Origin of the sequence: Proteus mirabilis ATCC 29906 (genome assembly GCF_000160755.1) — a bacterium.
In the GTDB taxonomy this organism is placed as follows: domain Bacteria; phylum Pseudomonadota; class Gammaproteobacteria; order Enterobacterales; family Enterobacteriaceae; genus Proteus; species Proteus mirabilis.
Genome location: NZ_GG668579.1, coordinates 317,808 through 332,790, shown reverse-complemented (window position 1 = coordinate 332,790; position 14,983 = coordinate 317,808). Strand labels below are relative to the sequence as shown.

General features: G+C 37.6%; 8 protein-coding genes and 5 pseudogenes. 3 read left to right on the top strand and 10 right to left on the bottom strand.

Going from position 1 to position 14,983, the window contains the following annotated elements:
• Positions 1-346: 346 nt before the first annotated feature.
• The 3 genes and pseudogenes from HMPREF0693_RS12410 (at position 347) to HMPREF0693_RS18945 (ending at position 6,178) form a co-directional block, all read left to right on the top strand.
• Entirely contained in the window at positions 347-2,428 is a 2,082-nt protein-coding gene (locus tag HMPREF0693_RS12410; protein WP_036932453.1) for a TonB-dependent receptor, read from the top strand.
• Between the two features lie 10 nt (positions 2,429-2,438).
• Positions 2,439-4,808 carry a TonB-dependent receptor plug domain-containing protein gene (locus tag HMPREF0693_RS12405; RefSeq protein ID WP_004239729.1) on the top strand — a complete coding sequence of 790 codons (2,370 nt, stop codon included), beginning with the start codon at positions 2,439-2,441 and terminating at the stop codon, positions 4,806-4,808.
• A gap of 448 nt (positions 4,809-5,256) precedes the next feature.
• A pseudogene (locus HMPREF0693_RS18945) lies at positions 5,257-6,178 on the top strand (ArdC family protein).
• A 352-nt stretch (positions 6,179-6,530) separates the two neighbouring features.
• Here HMPREF0693_RS18945 and HMPREF0693_RS18940 read toward each other — a convergent pair.
• The 10 genes and pseudogenes from HMPREF0693_RS18940 to HMPREF0693_RS12360 form a co-directional block, all read right to left on the bottom strand.
• Positions 6,531-6,686: pseudogene (locus HMPREF0693_RS18940) on the bottom strand (ClbS/DfsB family four-helix bundle protein); the annotation flags it as partial.
• A gap of 12 nt (positions 6,687-6,698) precedes the next feature.
• Positions 6,699-6,914 (bottom strand): annotated as a pseudogene (locus tag HMPREF0693_RS12395) (integrase core domain-containing protein); the annotation flags it as partial.
• Between the two features lie 12 nt (positions 6,915-6,926).
• A complete protein-coding gene (locus HMPREF0693_RS12390) occupies positions 6,927-7,991 on the bottom strand; it encodes an IS110 family RNA-guided transposase (protein WP_004239726.1) in 1,065 nt (354 codons plus the stop codon).
• A 210-nt stretch (positions 7,992-8,201) separates the two neighbouring features.
• Positions 8,202-9,154, bottom strand: a pseudogene (locus HMPREF0693_RS12385) (IS3 family transposase); the annotation flags it as partial.
• A gap of 20 nt (positions 9,155-9,174) precedes the next feature.
• A pseudogene (locus HMPREF0693_RS19560) lies at positions 9,175-9,288 on the bottom strand (DUF2857 domain-containing protein); the annotation flags it as partial.
• Between the two features lie 24 nt (positions 9,289-9,312).
• Positions 9,313-9,501, bottom strand: a complete 189-nt coding sequence (locus HMPREF0693_RS12375; RefSeq protein WP_000200567.1) for an AlpA family transcriptional regulator — start codon at positions 9,499-9,501, stop codon at positions 9,313-9,315.
• Positions 9,502-10,409: 908 nt separating this feature from the next.
• The gene (locus tag HMPREF0693_RS19750) at positions 10,410-10,553 is read right to left on the bottom strand and encodes a hypothetical protein (protein ID WP_000482925.1); all 144 of its coding nucleotides are present in this window, start codon (positions 10,551-10,553) and stop codon (positions 10,410-10,412) included.
• Positions 10,554-10,722: 169 nt separating this feature from the next.
• Entirely contained in the window at positions 10,723-11,472 is a 750-nt protein-coding gene (locus tag HMPREF0693_RS12370; protein ID WP_000071884.1) for a 4'-phosphopantetheinyl transferase family protein, read from the bottom strand.
• Positions 11,473-11,484: 12 nt separating this feature from the next.
• Positions 11,485-13,212, bottom strand: coding sequence for an ABC transporter ATP-binding protein (locus tag HMPREF0693_RS12365; RefSeq protein WP_000588838.1), 1,728 nt, complete (start codon positions 13,210-13,212; stop codon positions 11,485-11,487).
• Positions 13,205-14,971, bottom strand: coding sequence for an ABC transporter ATP-binding protein (locus HMPREF0693_RS12360; protein WP_001044024.1), 1,767 nt, complete (start codon positions 14,969-14,971; stop codon positions 13,205-13,207). Before HMPREF0693_RS12360 ends, HMPREF0693_RS12365 begins: the two co-directional genes overlap by 8 nt.
• Between the last annotated feature and the right edge of the window lie 12 nt (positions 14,972-14,983).

Genomic DNA, 14,983 nt, shown 5'->3' with positions numbered 1-14,983 from the left:
TTACGGCGATGATCTGATGCTCAGTAAAACAGGCTTTACGCATAGCGATCTCCTTCGTTGGCAAATTAATTATGCGGGATACTTACACCGTCAACCCCAGTATGCAGAGGATGAAGCATCAGATCGGAGCATTGTCTGATGGTGCCATACACCAGATTTAACAATAACCCGTTTAATACGCCAAGCTGCAAAGAAGCAATTAAGTATTCTAAAACAGATAGTTAAAACTTAAACCTTATCTAGGACAGCCCAAATTTTTATTATTTTTTAAATAATCACTTGCTAATGATAATTATATATACATACAATGTGATATGTTATAACATAACAAAAAATGGCGGATAGTATGAAAAAATCTATTTTTAATTATACAACATTTTTTATTTCAATGAGTTATTCCTTATTTGCAAATGCAAGCCCTGCAATAAAATCAACTGAAAATCGGAACAATGAGGTATTAGAGGTCTATTCAACACCTTTGCATACTCCGCAAGAGAAAATGGCGATCCCCGTTTCTGTTCTGACACAAGAAGATCTACGCGCTAATCGTAGTGCCTCGATTGCTGAAACCTTAACATCCTTACCAGGTTTTCATGCCAGCTTTTTTGGTGGAGGCTCAGTTCATCCAGTTATTCGAGGAATGTCAGGCAATCGAGTCAAGGTATTACACAGTGGTAGTGATCTTATGGACGTATCCTCTATTGGTGCAGATCATACAATCACCAGTGAACCCTTTTTAAGTCAACGCATTGAAGTATTAAAAGGCCCTTCAACATTACTTTATGGAGGAGGCACAATAGGCGGTGCAATTAATGTTATTGATAGCAAGATTCCTATGTCAGTGCCTGAAAAAGGCTATGAGGGTGAATTGCATTATCAATACGATTCTGTTTCTAAAGGAAATACAGGATCAGTAGGATTAACGTTAGGAGAAAATAATTTGGCGCTTCGCCTTGAGGGTACTAAACGTTATCAAAGTGATTACAAACAACCAGAACCTTTACATCAAGGAGAAACTAGCCGTTTAGCAGGATCTTATCAAGATAACCAATCGGCAAATATTGGTGTATCCTGGCTTTTTGATGACGGTTATATAGGGATTGGTTATGGTGAACAACATCGTCGATATGGGCTGCCTGGTCATACGCATTTTCATGATCATGAAGATGATCACCATCATCACGCCCCAATTCGCCCTCCTTTAATCGGCCATCATCATCATAATCACAATCATGAATACCCTGATGAACAACATCAACATGGTATTCCTTATATTGTTATGGATAGCAAACGATGGGATCTTCGTGGTGAAAAAAACAATCCATTTACTGGTATTGAATCAATACGTTTCAGTGCGGTCAGAACCGATTATCATCATGATGAAAAAGAAGGAAATGAAGTCAGTACCTCATTTAAAAACAAAGGCGATGAATTAAGACTGACATTTACACATCAACCTATTTGGGGTTGGCATGGTGTTATTGGCGGGCAATTTAACCAGCGTGATTTTAGTGCTCAAGGAGAAGAAGCTTATGTACCGTCAACAAAAACAAAAAATCACTCACTCTTTTTATTAGAAGAATACCAATTAGGTGATTTTCGCTATGAATTAGGATTTCGCCAAGAGTGGCAATCACTGTTAAATAGAGAAACTCAAAAAAATAATAAGCAGAGTGCATCTTCTATTTCTGCTGGATTAGCATGGAATTTTACACAAGACTATTTTTTAAATTTATCACTTTCACACACGAAAAGATTACCTGTTGCAGAAGAGCTTTACGCGAATGGTGTTCATGCTGCAAGTCGAACTATTGAAAAAGGCGATCCTAATTTAACCGCAGAGGCTGCAAATAATATTGATATTGGAATAACTAAAGTAACAGGTGATATTCAATTCAATATGAGTGCCTATTATAACCGTATTAATAATTATATTTACGGTCAATTTACGGGGACTGAATTAAATAATGGCTATCGTTCATTACAATATGTTCAAAATGATGCACAGTTTAAAGGTATAGAAGGAAATATTGATTATTACTATAACCAAGATAGCTTAATTGGTATTTCTGGTGATTATGTTAGAGCAAATTTACTACACAATAAGGGAAATATACCAAGAATACCGGCTTATCGTTTAAGTACTTATATTAAACATAGTTTTACAGAAAACGTAATTGGACAAATTCGCATTGATTATTTTGGAAAACAGAATAAAACAGCAGACTATGAAACATCCACAGAGGCTTATAACACAGTTAGTTTAGGTAGTGAATATATTGGTTATTTAGATAACACAGATTATACCTTATACGCCAAGATTAATAATATCTTTGATGTAAAAGGGAAAGACAGCACCTCTTATATTAAAGATGAAATGTATTTACCTGGTCGTAATATTATCTTAGGCGCTACTCTTACATTCTAATATGAATATCATGAAAAAAAGTAAACTCTCTATTATTTTACTTATACTTTTGTCGTCTCCTTTATATGGAAAAGAGAATAATCAAGATAAAAGCCAAGAAAAAGAAACATCAAACGATGTTATTACTGTTAAAGCAACATCAATAAAAAACAAAGAGACATTCTCCTCTTTATTACTCAATAATCGAGAAGAGATAAAAGGAAAACAACTTGAACAAATAAAAACAAATACGATTGGTAATACCGTTTCAAAAGTTGCTGGTGTACAAGCGGAAGGTTTTGGCCCAAATGCGGCAAGGCCTGTTATTCGAAGTCTCTCTGGCAATAGAGTCGGGATTTTAGTTAATAATCTTCCGATTAATGATGTTTCATTTATTAGTGGGAATATGCCTATTCCTGTTGATATGAATAGAATTAACGAAATATCAATTAGTAAAAGCTCCGAAGCACTACTTTATGGTGGTAGCAGCAGTGGTGGTGCAATTCATTTGTGGGATGATCGAATAATGACACAGTTTCCTGAAAAAGCAATTTCAGGTGCCGTGACATTTAATGGTAGCACTAATAATGGTAACGGTGGATCAGTAAATATTAAATTCAGTAATAAAGAAAACTGGATTTTTAATCTTTCCGGTGCTACTAAACGAGTCTCAAAATATAAAATTCCAACACGCTCTAAAGTTGGTGCTTGCTATAGCTATCAACAGCTAAAAGACCACTCTGCATTACGTGATCAATGCCAAGTGGATATGAAAGTGTTTACTAGCCGTAACCCTGAAGCGTATCCTTACATTAGTGAGTTTTGGAAAAAATATCAGGTTGAATATGAGTTAAGCGAGGATGATAAATATACCTTTAAAGATAAGGACTATTTTTCAGGTATTGGTTATGTAGATAATGAACCTAACTTACGATATAAACCTGGTAGCCCCACATCTATTGAACATGTCACACCTCCAAAGCATTATGTTGAAAATAATAATAACGAAATTCCCAATAGCTTTTTAAAAAGCCAAAGTGGTAACGCATCACTCTCTTATATCGGAGATGACGGTTACTTAGGTTTTTCTGTCACTGATTTTCAAACATCGTATGGAGTGCCAGGCTATGCTTATCTCACAACTAAAACAACTCGAGAAAGGTATAAACCTGTTTCGGTTTCAAATAGTAATCGAAGAATAGATATACAAGGAAAACATGATCATTTAGCACCATTTTTAAGAGACAGTGCTTTTTATTATTCTTATTCTGAATCTAAAGATGAAGAGTTAGTCGGCCAAATTGCTTCATCGGTATTTAATACAAAAAGCCATCAGTTAGCTTTAGAAACTGCACATACTCCGCTATTTAATCGACTTAATGGTGCGTTTGGGATCAACGGTAATTATCGTGATCTGAAAACGTCTGGTTATGATGCTTATTTACCCAGTGTATTAACCAAAGAGTACGGAATATATTGGGTTGAATCGCTAAATTTATCTCCTTTTGAGCTCACTGCTGGATATCGTAAAGGTTACACTCAACATAATCTCAATATTCCAGCGAATTATAATCGTGGTAGAGGGCAAGGTTCTAATTTACAAAACCGTCATTTTGATACAAGTGCAAATACACTCGCTCTATCTTTTACACCAATTGATGAATGGACATTAAAACTACAACAAAATATTTCTTATCGAGCACCAGAAATTAATGAACTTTATACACATGGCCCTCATTATGCTTATTTAATTGAAGAACAAGGAAACAGTGAATTTAATACCGAAAAAAGCAAAAGTATTGAATTATCATCTGTTATTGAGATTGGCAATTTCTCTAATAAACTTAATTTGTATAAAACAGACTACAGTGGTTTTAAATTTAGACGATTAACGGGTATCAGTCGTGGTGCTGGTCCTGTTATGGAATGGGATGACACCGATCTTGAAACAAAAGGATTAGAATATGAATTTAAATATTTATATGAAATGCCTCATGATCACAATCTAACATTTACACTATTTGGTGATTTTGTCGAAAATAAAAGCAAAAGAAAACTGTTTATTGCAGGTCACTATTTGCCAAATTTACCTAATGAAAAGCATGGTATCAGTATTTATTACCAACATGATGAATTAACTGCATTTAGTAGTGCAACTTACTATAAAAAACAAAAAGAAAGCGGTGGGTTAATGTATGGTGGAGATATGGCCTTTCCTTCCTATACGTTAGTTGATGCGGGGATTGGCAAAAAATACCACCTTGATAAGGTAGATGTTTCGGTTGATTTTATTATTAATAATCTCACCGATACTGAAGCAAGACCTGCATCTTCTCAATTGAAATATTTAGTCCCATTACCGGGTCGAAATTATGGGATAAATGTCAAAATTGATTTTTAATATATTCTGATTTAATAAGATATAAAGTAAGTGAGGTACTCTATGGGTGCCTCTTTTTTTTTATAATCATGCACAATTAACTTGAAGATGCATGTTTTAGGGCTCTATCACATTAAGGTAAGCACACCTGTTTTAATTCTAGACATTTTTTGAGATCTCGGTGCCAACAAGATGTTTCTATCAGTACCAATCCCCAATTCATTACCACAAATCTACTTTTCACCAATACGGAGTAAAGGGCGCTAAGTTCGGCTATGCAGGGACCGATTTTTCCTCCTGTGTGCTTTTTGTTCCCGTATCAGCTTCCGGTTAATCATTTCACGGCACAACCGGTCCCGTAAGGGTGAAGTGCACGCATGCTGCACCCTTGTGGGCCAGAACGATGCCGAGAAAGCGAACTGTCAGGCGATACGAAGATGAAAATCACATTACTGATGGAGAAAAAACTATGATCACTTCCTTGCATACTCAGACAAGTGCCTCTAACACCGCAACGGCGGCCAGCGTATCCCCGCTGGACCCGTCAGGCTCCTCAAAAACGAAATTTTCCAAAACCAGAACCGATATTTATCAGATCGTTACCGACCTCATCATTACCACACTGGAAGTAGGCGTTAAACCCTGAGTGTGTCCGTGGCAGCGCGTACCGGGTATGTCCGGCATGCCTTCCAACTACGCTACTGGCACAGCCTACAGCGGGTGCAGTGAATCAGAATGAGGATTCAGTGATTCCTGCTGGATGACATACAAACAGGCTAGGGCAGAAGGTGCGCAAGTTCGTAAGGACTAGCACGGCATGACCGCCATTTTTTATACCATCCTGGAGAAGGAAAACGACACCGGAGAAATTGACCATATCCCGATGCTGAAAACCTTTGTCGTGTTTAATGTCGAACAAATTGATGGCCTCTCACTGACGGCAGATACCGTTGCCCCACAAGCGACGTTTGACGCGTTGCCACAGGCTGAAAATCTGTTCTGTAACAGCGGTGCTAACATCATTGAGAAAGGACAAAACGCCTTTTTCATGCCATCAACAGATGAGGTTTTGTTACCTGAACGTCGTTTTTTTCCGATGCCGCTAGCTTTTATGCCACGGATCTGCATGAGATTGTTCACTGGAGCGATGGCAAAAGTCGCCTGAACCGCGAAATGAAAGGAAGATTTAGCAGTGAAAATTATGCATTTGAAGAGTTGATCGCCGAGCTGGGAAGCGTGTTCCTGATGGCGGATCTGGGGATTGTCGGATAGGTTCAGCACGAAAGTTATATTGCTTCTTGGCTGAAAGCACTGAAAAACGATAAGCGCTATATTTTTAAAGCCGCCAGGCAGCATCGAAAGCGCATCGTTATATGATGGATAAGGTCTGAACAGAGGAATAAGACGCCGCAAAGGAATGCGGCCTTAACCTTATTTTTGGATCTGGCAGAGTGACATAGATTTCAATTTCCCTGCGAATGCGGACGGTAAAGAGCCCGCTCATCCTGCAAACTACATTTTTATACTGTTGATAATAGGGTATTCCTTAGTCATGGTAATAAGGCTCAGAAAGCCATATTTAGCTTTCCATAATGGAATATTATCGCCACCTTGAAGAATTCTTTGTTCCGGTTACAGAATCTGCATTTTTATTGAGAGCAAGGGATTTAACCTGCCACGGCGTGGTCAGATTAAGGATGTGGGCATAGAGCGATTTTTCGGCCATTAATTTGACGCTGATGCTTACTTTAAATTGTTATTATTTTTTGCCCACTTTTTTAATCTTCCATTCGCGTTGGTATAAGGCGAAGATGTATTAAATGAGATCATTCGGCCCATCGTCCATTTTTTGTATCATGGTTCACCATACAAAACATCATCAGTTCGTTCATCAATAAGCTTTTGTAGTGGTCAACTAAAACTGGCCACGGTTTTAGAGTTTTTTCGGTATCGGTTTTCCGATTCATTTGGTGGTAATCCACCGTTATATTCGTGCGGCCTGAGTTCGCTGTAATACCCGACGATATAACCCGTTATCGCTTGAGCAGCTTCACTGAAGCTGGTGTAGCCTGTCACCGGCATCCACTCGTTTTTCAGACTCCTGAAAAAGCGCTCCATCGGACTGTTGACGCTCCTATGTCAAGAGCGGCGATTGGCATATGCGAGGTCCGATAAAATCAATGGATAGAGCTCACGGACGATGTAGCGTTTTAGGCATCTCAGGATCTCTTTAGTCGATAGCCCTTCACCAGTTCGTCTGTCGACATAGATTCTCGTGCGCGGATCGCTACGCATACGTACAAGGGCTATTGTCCACAGGGCATTGTTTGCTTCACGTGAGCCACCACGGTTTAATCTGTGCCTTACTGTTTTCCCTGATGATGCTGGCAGTGGATTTACGCCACAGAGCGATGCCAGGGCCGCTTCATTTTTTAAACGTTCGGGGTTATCACCCGCAACTGCCAGCAGTGTTGCAGCCGTCTGTGGCCCAACGCCAAACTGGCTACGAAGGTTACTGGCATACTTGCGGGTCAGTTTATCTAGTGATTCGTCTAGTTCATTCAACTCTTCAGTCAGGGCCATCCATCGTTTCGCAAGGCTTCGAAGCGTACTGCACAAGGCTATACGTAACGGTGAGTGCTCTGACACTTCGCTGTTAATGCAGGCGGTTACGCATTCGTGTGGTTTCGATTTCCAGAGTTTGTCGCGAACATCTTGCGGGGCACTAACCAGCAGTGCACGAAGCTGATTAATCGCCTGCGTACAGGCTTTTACTGCACTACGTCGGGCAACACTAATAATCCGGAGAGCCTCACATGCACCTGACTGCATTTTTGGTATGGCCTTGCTGCTCCCTGAAAGCACTGTCCGGGCTGCATTTTCTGCATCTAGTGGATCTGACTTCCCTTCAAGGCGGCGTTTTGAGCGATCTGGCCGGTTAACTTCAACAACATAAATGCTATTCTTGATGAGATAGCGTGTTAATGCGGCACCATATGTTCCTGTTCCTTCGATGCCTGCTCGTTCGAGGCTACCGAAAGAACGTGCCCAATCAAGTAGTTCCAGATAGCCCGCTTGATTTGTTTGAATAATGTGAGTTCCAAGCAGTTTACCTGCCTGACTGATAACAGCGCCGACATGAATATCAAGATGGGTATCGACACCCAGAATCACGGTTTCAGAAGATTGGCGGTCGTTTTGCATGGTTTGCCTCCAGATATTGGTAGCACAATCATCCCCATCGCAGGACAGGACACTCGGGATGCAGCACAAAGCTCCTATCAGGTCACAAACTCTGGGCCCGGTTATGCCCGGGAAATACCAGAATCGGACGACAGGTCAACACAAAGGCATTTGAGCCAATCCCAGCACGGGTCAGTCCGATCCGGTATTTGAAAGTATATTAGAATGAGTATCCCAGCAGTTTCCGCGCCTGCTCATACTTTGCCTGATCCGGTATCGCCACAGTAACTGCCTGAACTACCTGCTTGTATAGTGACTACCCTAATCACTGTGGAACATAACCCCGGATGGCTTACCGCGTCTTTCCCATGCCATTTTCAGTGCTTTGGTGGTCAGCCTGCTGTCCGGAGAGAACGACATTGCCCACCCCACGGGTTTCCGTGCAAATAGATCGAGTACCACAGCAAGGTAAGTCCGGCGTTTACCTGTCCAGATATACGTCACATCGCCGCACCATACCTGGTCAGGCACTGTCACTGCAAACTGACGTCCGAGGTGATTCGGGATAGCAATATGTTCGTGTCCCCCACGTCTATATCGGTGAACAGGCTGCTGACAACTCACCAGCCCCAGCTTCCTCATAAGATGGCCGGCAAGCCATCGTTCCATCCGGAAGCCCCTGTGTGTGGCCATTGTGGCGATACTTCTTGCATCCTCGGAGCCATGACTGAGGCCGTGTAGTTCCTGAACCTGACTGCGTAATACAGCTAGCCTGCTATCCGGCTTGTCAGGACGGTTTTTCCGGTATTTATAGCTGCTGCGGTGAACCCCAAACACGTGGCAAAGCGTGGCCACAGGATAATGCGCTCTGAGTTTCCCGATTATCGAGAGTTGTTCAGGGAATCTGACATCAAGAGCGCAGTAGCCTTTTTTAATATTTCATTTTCCATTTCAATACGTTGAAGTTTTTTCTTCAGCTCACGTATCTCAATTTGCTCCGGCGTGATAGGGGAGGCTTTAGGTGTTTTGCCGGCACGTTCATCTCGTAGCTGCTTTACCCACCGGGTCATAGTGGAAAGTCCGACATCCATGGCATTTGCGGCATCTGCAACCGTATAGTGTTGATCCACCACTAACTGAGCGGATTCACGTCTGAATTCTGCACTGAAATTTCGTTTTTTCATTAAAGCACCAGTGTTGTCCTGAGGGTATTCATTTCGTCTAAGGTGAGTCCCAGAGATTCACGATGGTGAATATTGTCTTCTTTCAGCGCACGCAGGGCATCTGTTAATACGGCGTAATTCAGAGACGGAATCATGATTTCGGACCTTCCTTAAACACTTCAGCGGTTGGCTAATTTGAGGTTGATCCATTCATCAATTTCAGATTCGAGCCAGGCTACGCTGGCAGGGCCAACCTTTATTATTGAACGAGGAAAAGAGCCCCCTTTCATATACAGATAGATTTGCGAGCGTTTCAGACCGGTTTTTTCTTCGACCTGTTTCAGGCGTAATAACTGATGTGATGTCATGATTTTCTCCAGTGTAGAGTGGGGTTGGAGAAGATAAAAAAGCATAAGCGAAGGTGAAGAAGAAAGCACGTAAGCCCGTATTAAGAGTTTTTGAGTTCTTAATACGTATTTCAGTATAATGGTGAGTTAAATCAATAAGGCACTGAAGTGGGAGAACCGCGTTCAAGTGCTGTTTTCAGTGTATCGCCGCTGAATTTGTCAGTAATACCTTCGGTAGATGCCCATTGTTCGAAAATGGATAAAAGCTTGTAAGGTTTTCCTAGTAATGGACTGATGACTTCATTATGTTTACATGAAAGCCAGAAAAGACGAGATAAAGGGCTGGATATGCGTGTCGATGTTGGAGTGTGTTTAATATTTACATAGGCATTCATCAGCTTTTGTAGTTCAGTCAGGCGAATTACAAAACAGGAATCTTGTGGTAATTTATAAATAGGGAAATATTCTTTGTCACTGGATTTATGAGTTTCATTCGATTAATGTTGTTATAAATCTCAGATTTTAGTTCTTCAGGTAATTACATTAGTTGTTGGCTAATTCGTTCTTTTCATGTTATTTTCTCAAACGCTTGAAATAGAGTTCTTGATAATAAAACTGAAATGCCATAATTAATACATTGATTGCCTGTGATTGGTGGTGATATATTGATTGAGTGCGCCAGTAAGTGTTGAATTGTTACGAATTCATACCCGATCAGAGTGGTATCAATGACCCATTTTTTTAGAATGAATATATTTATCTTGAGTGAGTGTGGTATAATTTATATGTTTAATGAAACAATGTGTATCAAGATAGCATAAACGATCTGTGAGAGAGTTTCCTATTTTTTTCAATTTAATTTTATTCTTAATTTTTGTGACTTTCCTTAATATAATTGTAGATTGAAAGTATATAGATAAATAAATGTTTCAAGATAGCGCATGGCGATAAACGTCGCTGTCGGTTAATTGTTTCTCTGTTTTTTTCTGGTTGGCTAGGTATACAGCTTCAGGTATGGTTAACCAATCGGATTTATTTTTAATAATAGTATTTTTTGTTTTATTATTAAACATAATTTTTCCTTATTTATATGAGTGCTAATATATTGATGGTTTTTTATAATTTATTCGTGTTTTGGTGTGAATATATGAATTGAATTGTCATATCTTTTATATGACCTATAGTCAGTCAAATAATACTTAAAACTAACTGTTAATATATAATTTCATTGTGGTCGTATAACTATAATAAATGATGTGGCAGGTTGCTTTTTATATCACCCCATGTTAAGAATTTATAGTTAAATGGATGGTGATATGTGATTATGGATATTTTATAGCTATCTAATATTGATTTGGTAATATATGAAAGATGAGCAGAGTAATGCTGTTCTATAAAATATAATTTATCAAATTGATCTCTCTTTATATAAAAATCTAAATTCTTAATGATTTCTTCTGATAATCCAATGCCTCTTGATTTAATATAGGCTTCTTTTAATGTCCACATCTTATAGAAATTATGTTTTTTTTGAGTCTCGTCAAAATAAGATAGGTATTTTTTTTCTTTTTTTGAGAAATAATAATCTATAATGCTATTTATTTCTATATCACGGTTGAAATATTCAATATCAATACCAACGGATGATGTATTTGAAATAGCGAGAGCAACACAATTATTTGAATGTGATAAATTGAAGTAAATGCTTTCCTTTGATTCGTTTAAAATAAATGGTTTCCCGTACTCATTTTTTGAAAATCTTACATCTTCTGGTGAAATTTTTAAATAAAATGATAAAATATCGCGTAACATGACTCTTGATAGCAAAAAAATATTTCGTTGTTTTATAAAAGGGTAGTCGAATAACGATGAAATTTCATCGTTATTTAAGATGTGCATTCTGGATTTAGCTTTACTTAAACATGGTATCGTTTGTAGATTACCAATCCAGATATGCACCTCATTATCTATAAACAAGTTGCTATTACTCATTGCATTTGGCTATTAGCATAACGCTTTCTGTTGTAACCATAAATGTGCATATAAGCCATTTTTTGCAAGTAACTCAGCATGTTTTCCTTGTTCTGCTATTTTTCCATTTTCCATTACGATAATGTTATCGGCATTTTTAATGCTATTTAATCGATGGGCAATCATAATGATTGTCTTATCTTTTGATAACAATGATAAAGCTTGTTGAATTAATACTTCTGATGAACAATCGATACTCGATGTTGCTTCGTCGATCAGTAAAATTGGTGCATTTTTTAATAAAGTTCTAGCAAGAGAAAGACGTTGACGTTCTCCACCTGAGAGTAACATACCACCGTAACCAATAGGAGTATCATAATTTTGTGGTTTTTGTATAATAAACTCATGTGCATTAGCTAATTTAGCTGCAGTTATTATTTCATCATCGTGAGCATCTGTTTTTCCCATTAAAATATTATCTTTAATTGTTCCTGAAAATAAAACGACATCTTGATAAACAGAAGATACATATGAACAGAGTTTATCGGAATTTATTTGGTTAATATTAATATCATCTAGCAATATTTCACCTTGGTTAACATCCCATAGACGAGAAATAAGCTGTAGTAAAGTGCTTTTCCCTGAGCCACTAGGGCCAACAATAGCAGTAAAGCTTTTTTCAGGAAAACAGCAAGATATATTATCTAATGTTAATTGACTATTATAAGGATAAATAAAGCTTACATTGTTAAAATAGATATCTGTTCTTATTGGTAATTGAGTATATTTAGGCTCAGAAAGTGGAACCACTTTCATTACTTCTTCTATGCGTTGTAATGATTTTTGTGCATAATTTAACAACATACTGGATAATCCTAAATCAAAGAATTGTCGATAAATGGGGAGTGCTAATACAAGGAAAAAAACGAATTGAGAAGGAGAAAGTGAGCCACTAATTAAACGGCTTGTTCCTATTATCATTAATAAAATAAAACCTGATTCAAGAATAAAACCATAAAGTGCAATCCAAGGGGCAGGCTTGGAATCTAGAACTATTTGGGTTTTATTTTGTGTTTCTAAGGCTGCTTTTAGTTTTTTCCATGCAGGACCAAGTCGCCCAAAACTACGAATAACCATAATTCCTTGGATATAATCGAGTAATTCGGATTGTACATTGGCATTAGCATCAGCTGCCTGTTGTGCAGCTTTTAACATTATTTTATGGCTTATGGATAATGCGAACAGAGCGATTGGAATAGAAAATAATATAATTAAAGTGAGTTGCCAATCTACCCATACTAAGAATAGTGAGAGAAAAACAGGCATCGCTAAAGTACTGATAAACATTCCTAAGAAATGTGACCAGATATTTTCAATGATCTCTAAATCAGCAGTAAGCCGTGATGCAAGATCACCACTGCGTTGAGAAGAAAACCAGCCAATCGGGATTTTTCGTAAATGATCGGCTATTCTTAGACGGGCTTGTCCCATCATTTTATAAGCACCAATAAAAATCATTGGCATACTATAAGTACCAATGACAATACGCAGAACAATAGATAAGAGTATTGATAAAAAGTAATAAAATAACTGAGCTAGTGTGATTTTATTGGCAAAAAGATCAATTAATAAAAAATAGAGTAGAATATACGGAATAGTAGCAAAAAGACCTTCAACTACGGCAAGGCATAGACCCACCATTAAATCTTTATCTTTTTTATTAGAAAGCAAATAACCTGATTTAATTAATTCTTTAATCATTATTATTCTCCTGGATTAATTGCCAATGAATAGTGTGACTATAATCATTCCATAATTTTTGATAGGTTGGGCATTGGTTTAATAAATGGGTGTGTGTACCTGTATCAATAATCTTTCCATTATCAAGCACAATAATTTTATCTGCGTTAATAATAGTATGTAGGTTATGAGTGATCATAATAACAGTCCGATTCTGGCATAGACTCTTTAATGCGCGATAGATCAAAATTTCATTTTCAGCATCAACATTGGCAGTAATTTCATCGAGAAGTAGGATTGGAGAGTTTTTTAATAGTGCTCTTGCAATTGATAATCGCTGTTTCTCTCCACCTGAAAGTTTATTTCCTTGTTCACCAATTAATGTATTATACCCTGCTGGGAGTTTTTCAATAACATGATGAATATTGGCTGCTTTAGTTGCTTTGATAATATCCTCAAATAAGGCATTAGGATTTGCTATGAGTAAATTTTCTAAAATAGTTCCATGAAATAGATATACATCTTGAAAAACAACACTTATTTGAGAAAGTAAATCAATTTCTGGCCAGTAGTTGATATCATATTGACCTATTTTTATTTGGCCAGAAGTACAATCATAAAAACGGGGAATTAGTTTTAATAATGAGGATTTTCCTGCACCACTGTGGCCTACAATTGCAGTTGTTGTACCCGCTTGGGCATTAAAACTAATTTTCTCTAATATCGGTTTATCACCATGATCCAAACAGACATCTTTAAAAGTAATATCGCTATTTTTAGGGAGAGTAAAATGTTTATCATGTTGTTTATGCTCTGAAAGTTCAAGGATCATACTGATATGTTTTAAGGTTTGTTTTCGTTGAGCTTGTTCTCCTAGCACAAATGTTAGTCGTAATAACGGCGCAAGTACGAGGGGGGATGTCATTAAAAATAAAATATAAGTAGATAAATCAATATTTTGATTTAAATACATCCACCCACCTACTGGTGCTATAATAACGAGATTCGCTGTTAATATCCCACTAAATACCATCCAAGAGCCTGTACTAGCTTTGACATTATTTTTTATCCATTTAACAGAGGAATTGATAGATTGAGATAATTTACCAAAAGTATGGGAGGTTAAGTTAAACGCTTTTATTTCTCGTATTCCTTTAATATATTCTCCTATTTCATTAGCAATTTTTTTCTGAATATTCATCCACTCATTGGTTTGTTTATTGGCTCGACGCAACATGAGAAGTTGAGCCATAAAAGCAATGGGTAATGGGGTTAGAGATAATAAGGCAAGAGGCCAATTTACATAAAAAAGTAATATAATAGCGATAAAGGGAGTCACTATGGCTGAGACGAGATCAGGTAGCATATGTGCGAAAAAACCTTCTAAGCTTTTTATATCATCATTGATAATACGTCGCAGATTTCCACTGCCATATTGAGCAAAAAATGACAATGGTACTTTACTGATTTTTTTAGCTATTGCGAGTTGTAATTGATGCTGAATATAAAAAGCACCCCGATGTGCGGCAATATGACTTATTGCCATTAATCCCCAACGTAAAATTAAAATAATCACAGTGATATAAACTAGATTATTTATTTGTTGAATATTAGGTGATGTTGAAAAACAAATCTGGCTGATTTTATAGATGATCCATAATGGTGCTAAACTTAGCATTGTTGAGATTATTGCCATAATAATGCCACTAATCAGAGGGAGTGGGGCTAATTTTATTAAAATACGAAAGTTAAGTGGCAAAGTATCTATTGTTTTATTCATATATATTACCTA

Excerpts from the sequence above, each read along its gene's own strand:
- HMPREF0693_RS12410 (WP_036932453.1), top strand. The coding sequence starts at position 347 with ATGAAAAAATCTATTTTTAATTATACAACATTTTTTATTTCAATGAGT.
- HMPREF0693_RS12405 (WP_004239729.1), top strand. The coding sequence starts at position 2,439 with ATGAAAAAAAGTAAACTCTCTATTATTTTACTTATACTTTTGTCGTCT.
- HMPREF0693_RS12390 (WP_004239726.1), bottom strand. The coding sequence starts at position 7,991 with ATGCAAAACGACCGCCAATCTTCTGAAACCGTGATTCTGGGTGTCGAT.
- HMPREF0693_RS12375 (WP_000200567.1), bottom strand. The coding sequence starts at position 9,501 with ATGACATCACATCAGTTATTACGCCTGAAACAGGTCGAAGAAAAAACC.
- HMPREF0693_RS19750 (WP_000482925.1), bottom strand. The coding sequence starts at position 10,553 with ATGTTTAATAATAAAACAAAAAATACTATTATTAAAAATAAATCCGAT.
- HMPREF0693_RS12370 (WP_000071884.1), bottom strand. The coding sequence starts at position 11,472 with ATGAGTAATAGCAACTTGTTTATAGATAATGAGGTGCATATCTGGATT.
- HMPREF0693_RS12365 (WP_000588838.1), bottom strand. The coding sequence starts at position 13,212 with ATGATTAAAGAATTAATTAAATCAGGTTATTTGCTTTCTAATAAAAAA.
- HMPREF0693_RS12360 (WP_001044024.1), bottom strand. The coding sequence starts at position 14,971 with ATGAATAAAACAATAGATACTTTGCCACTTAACTTTCGTATTTTAATA.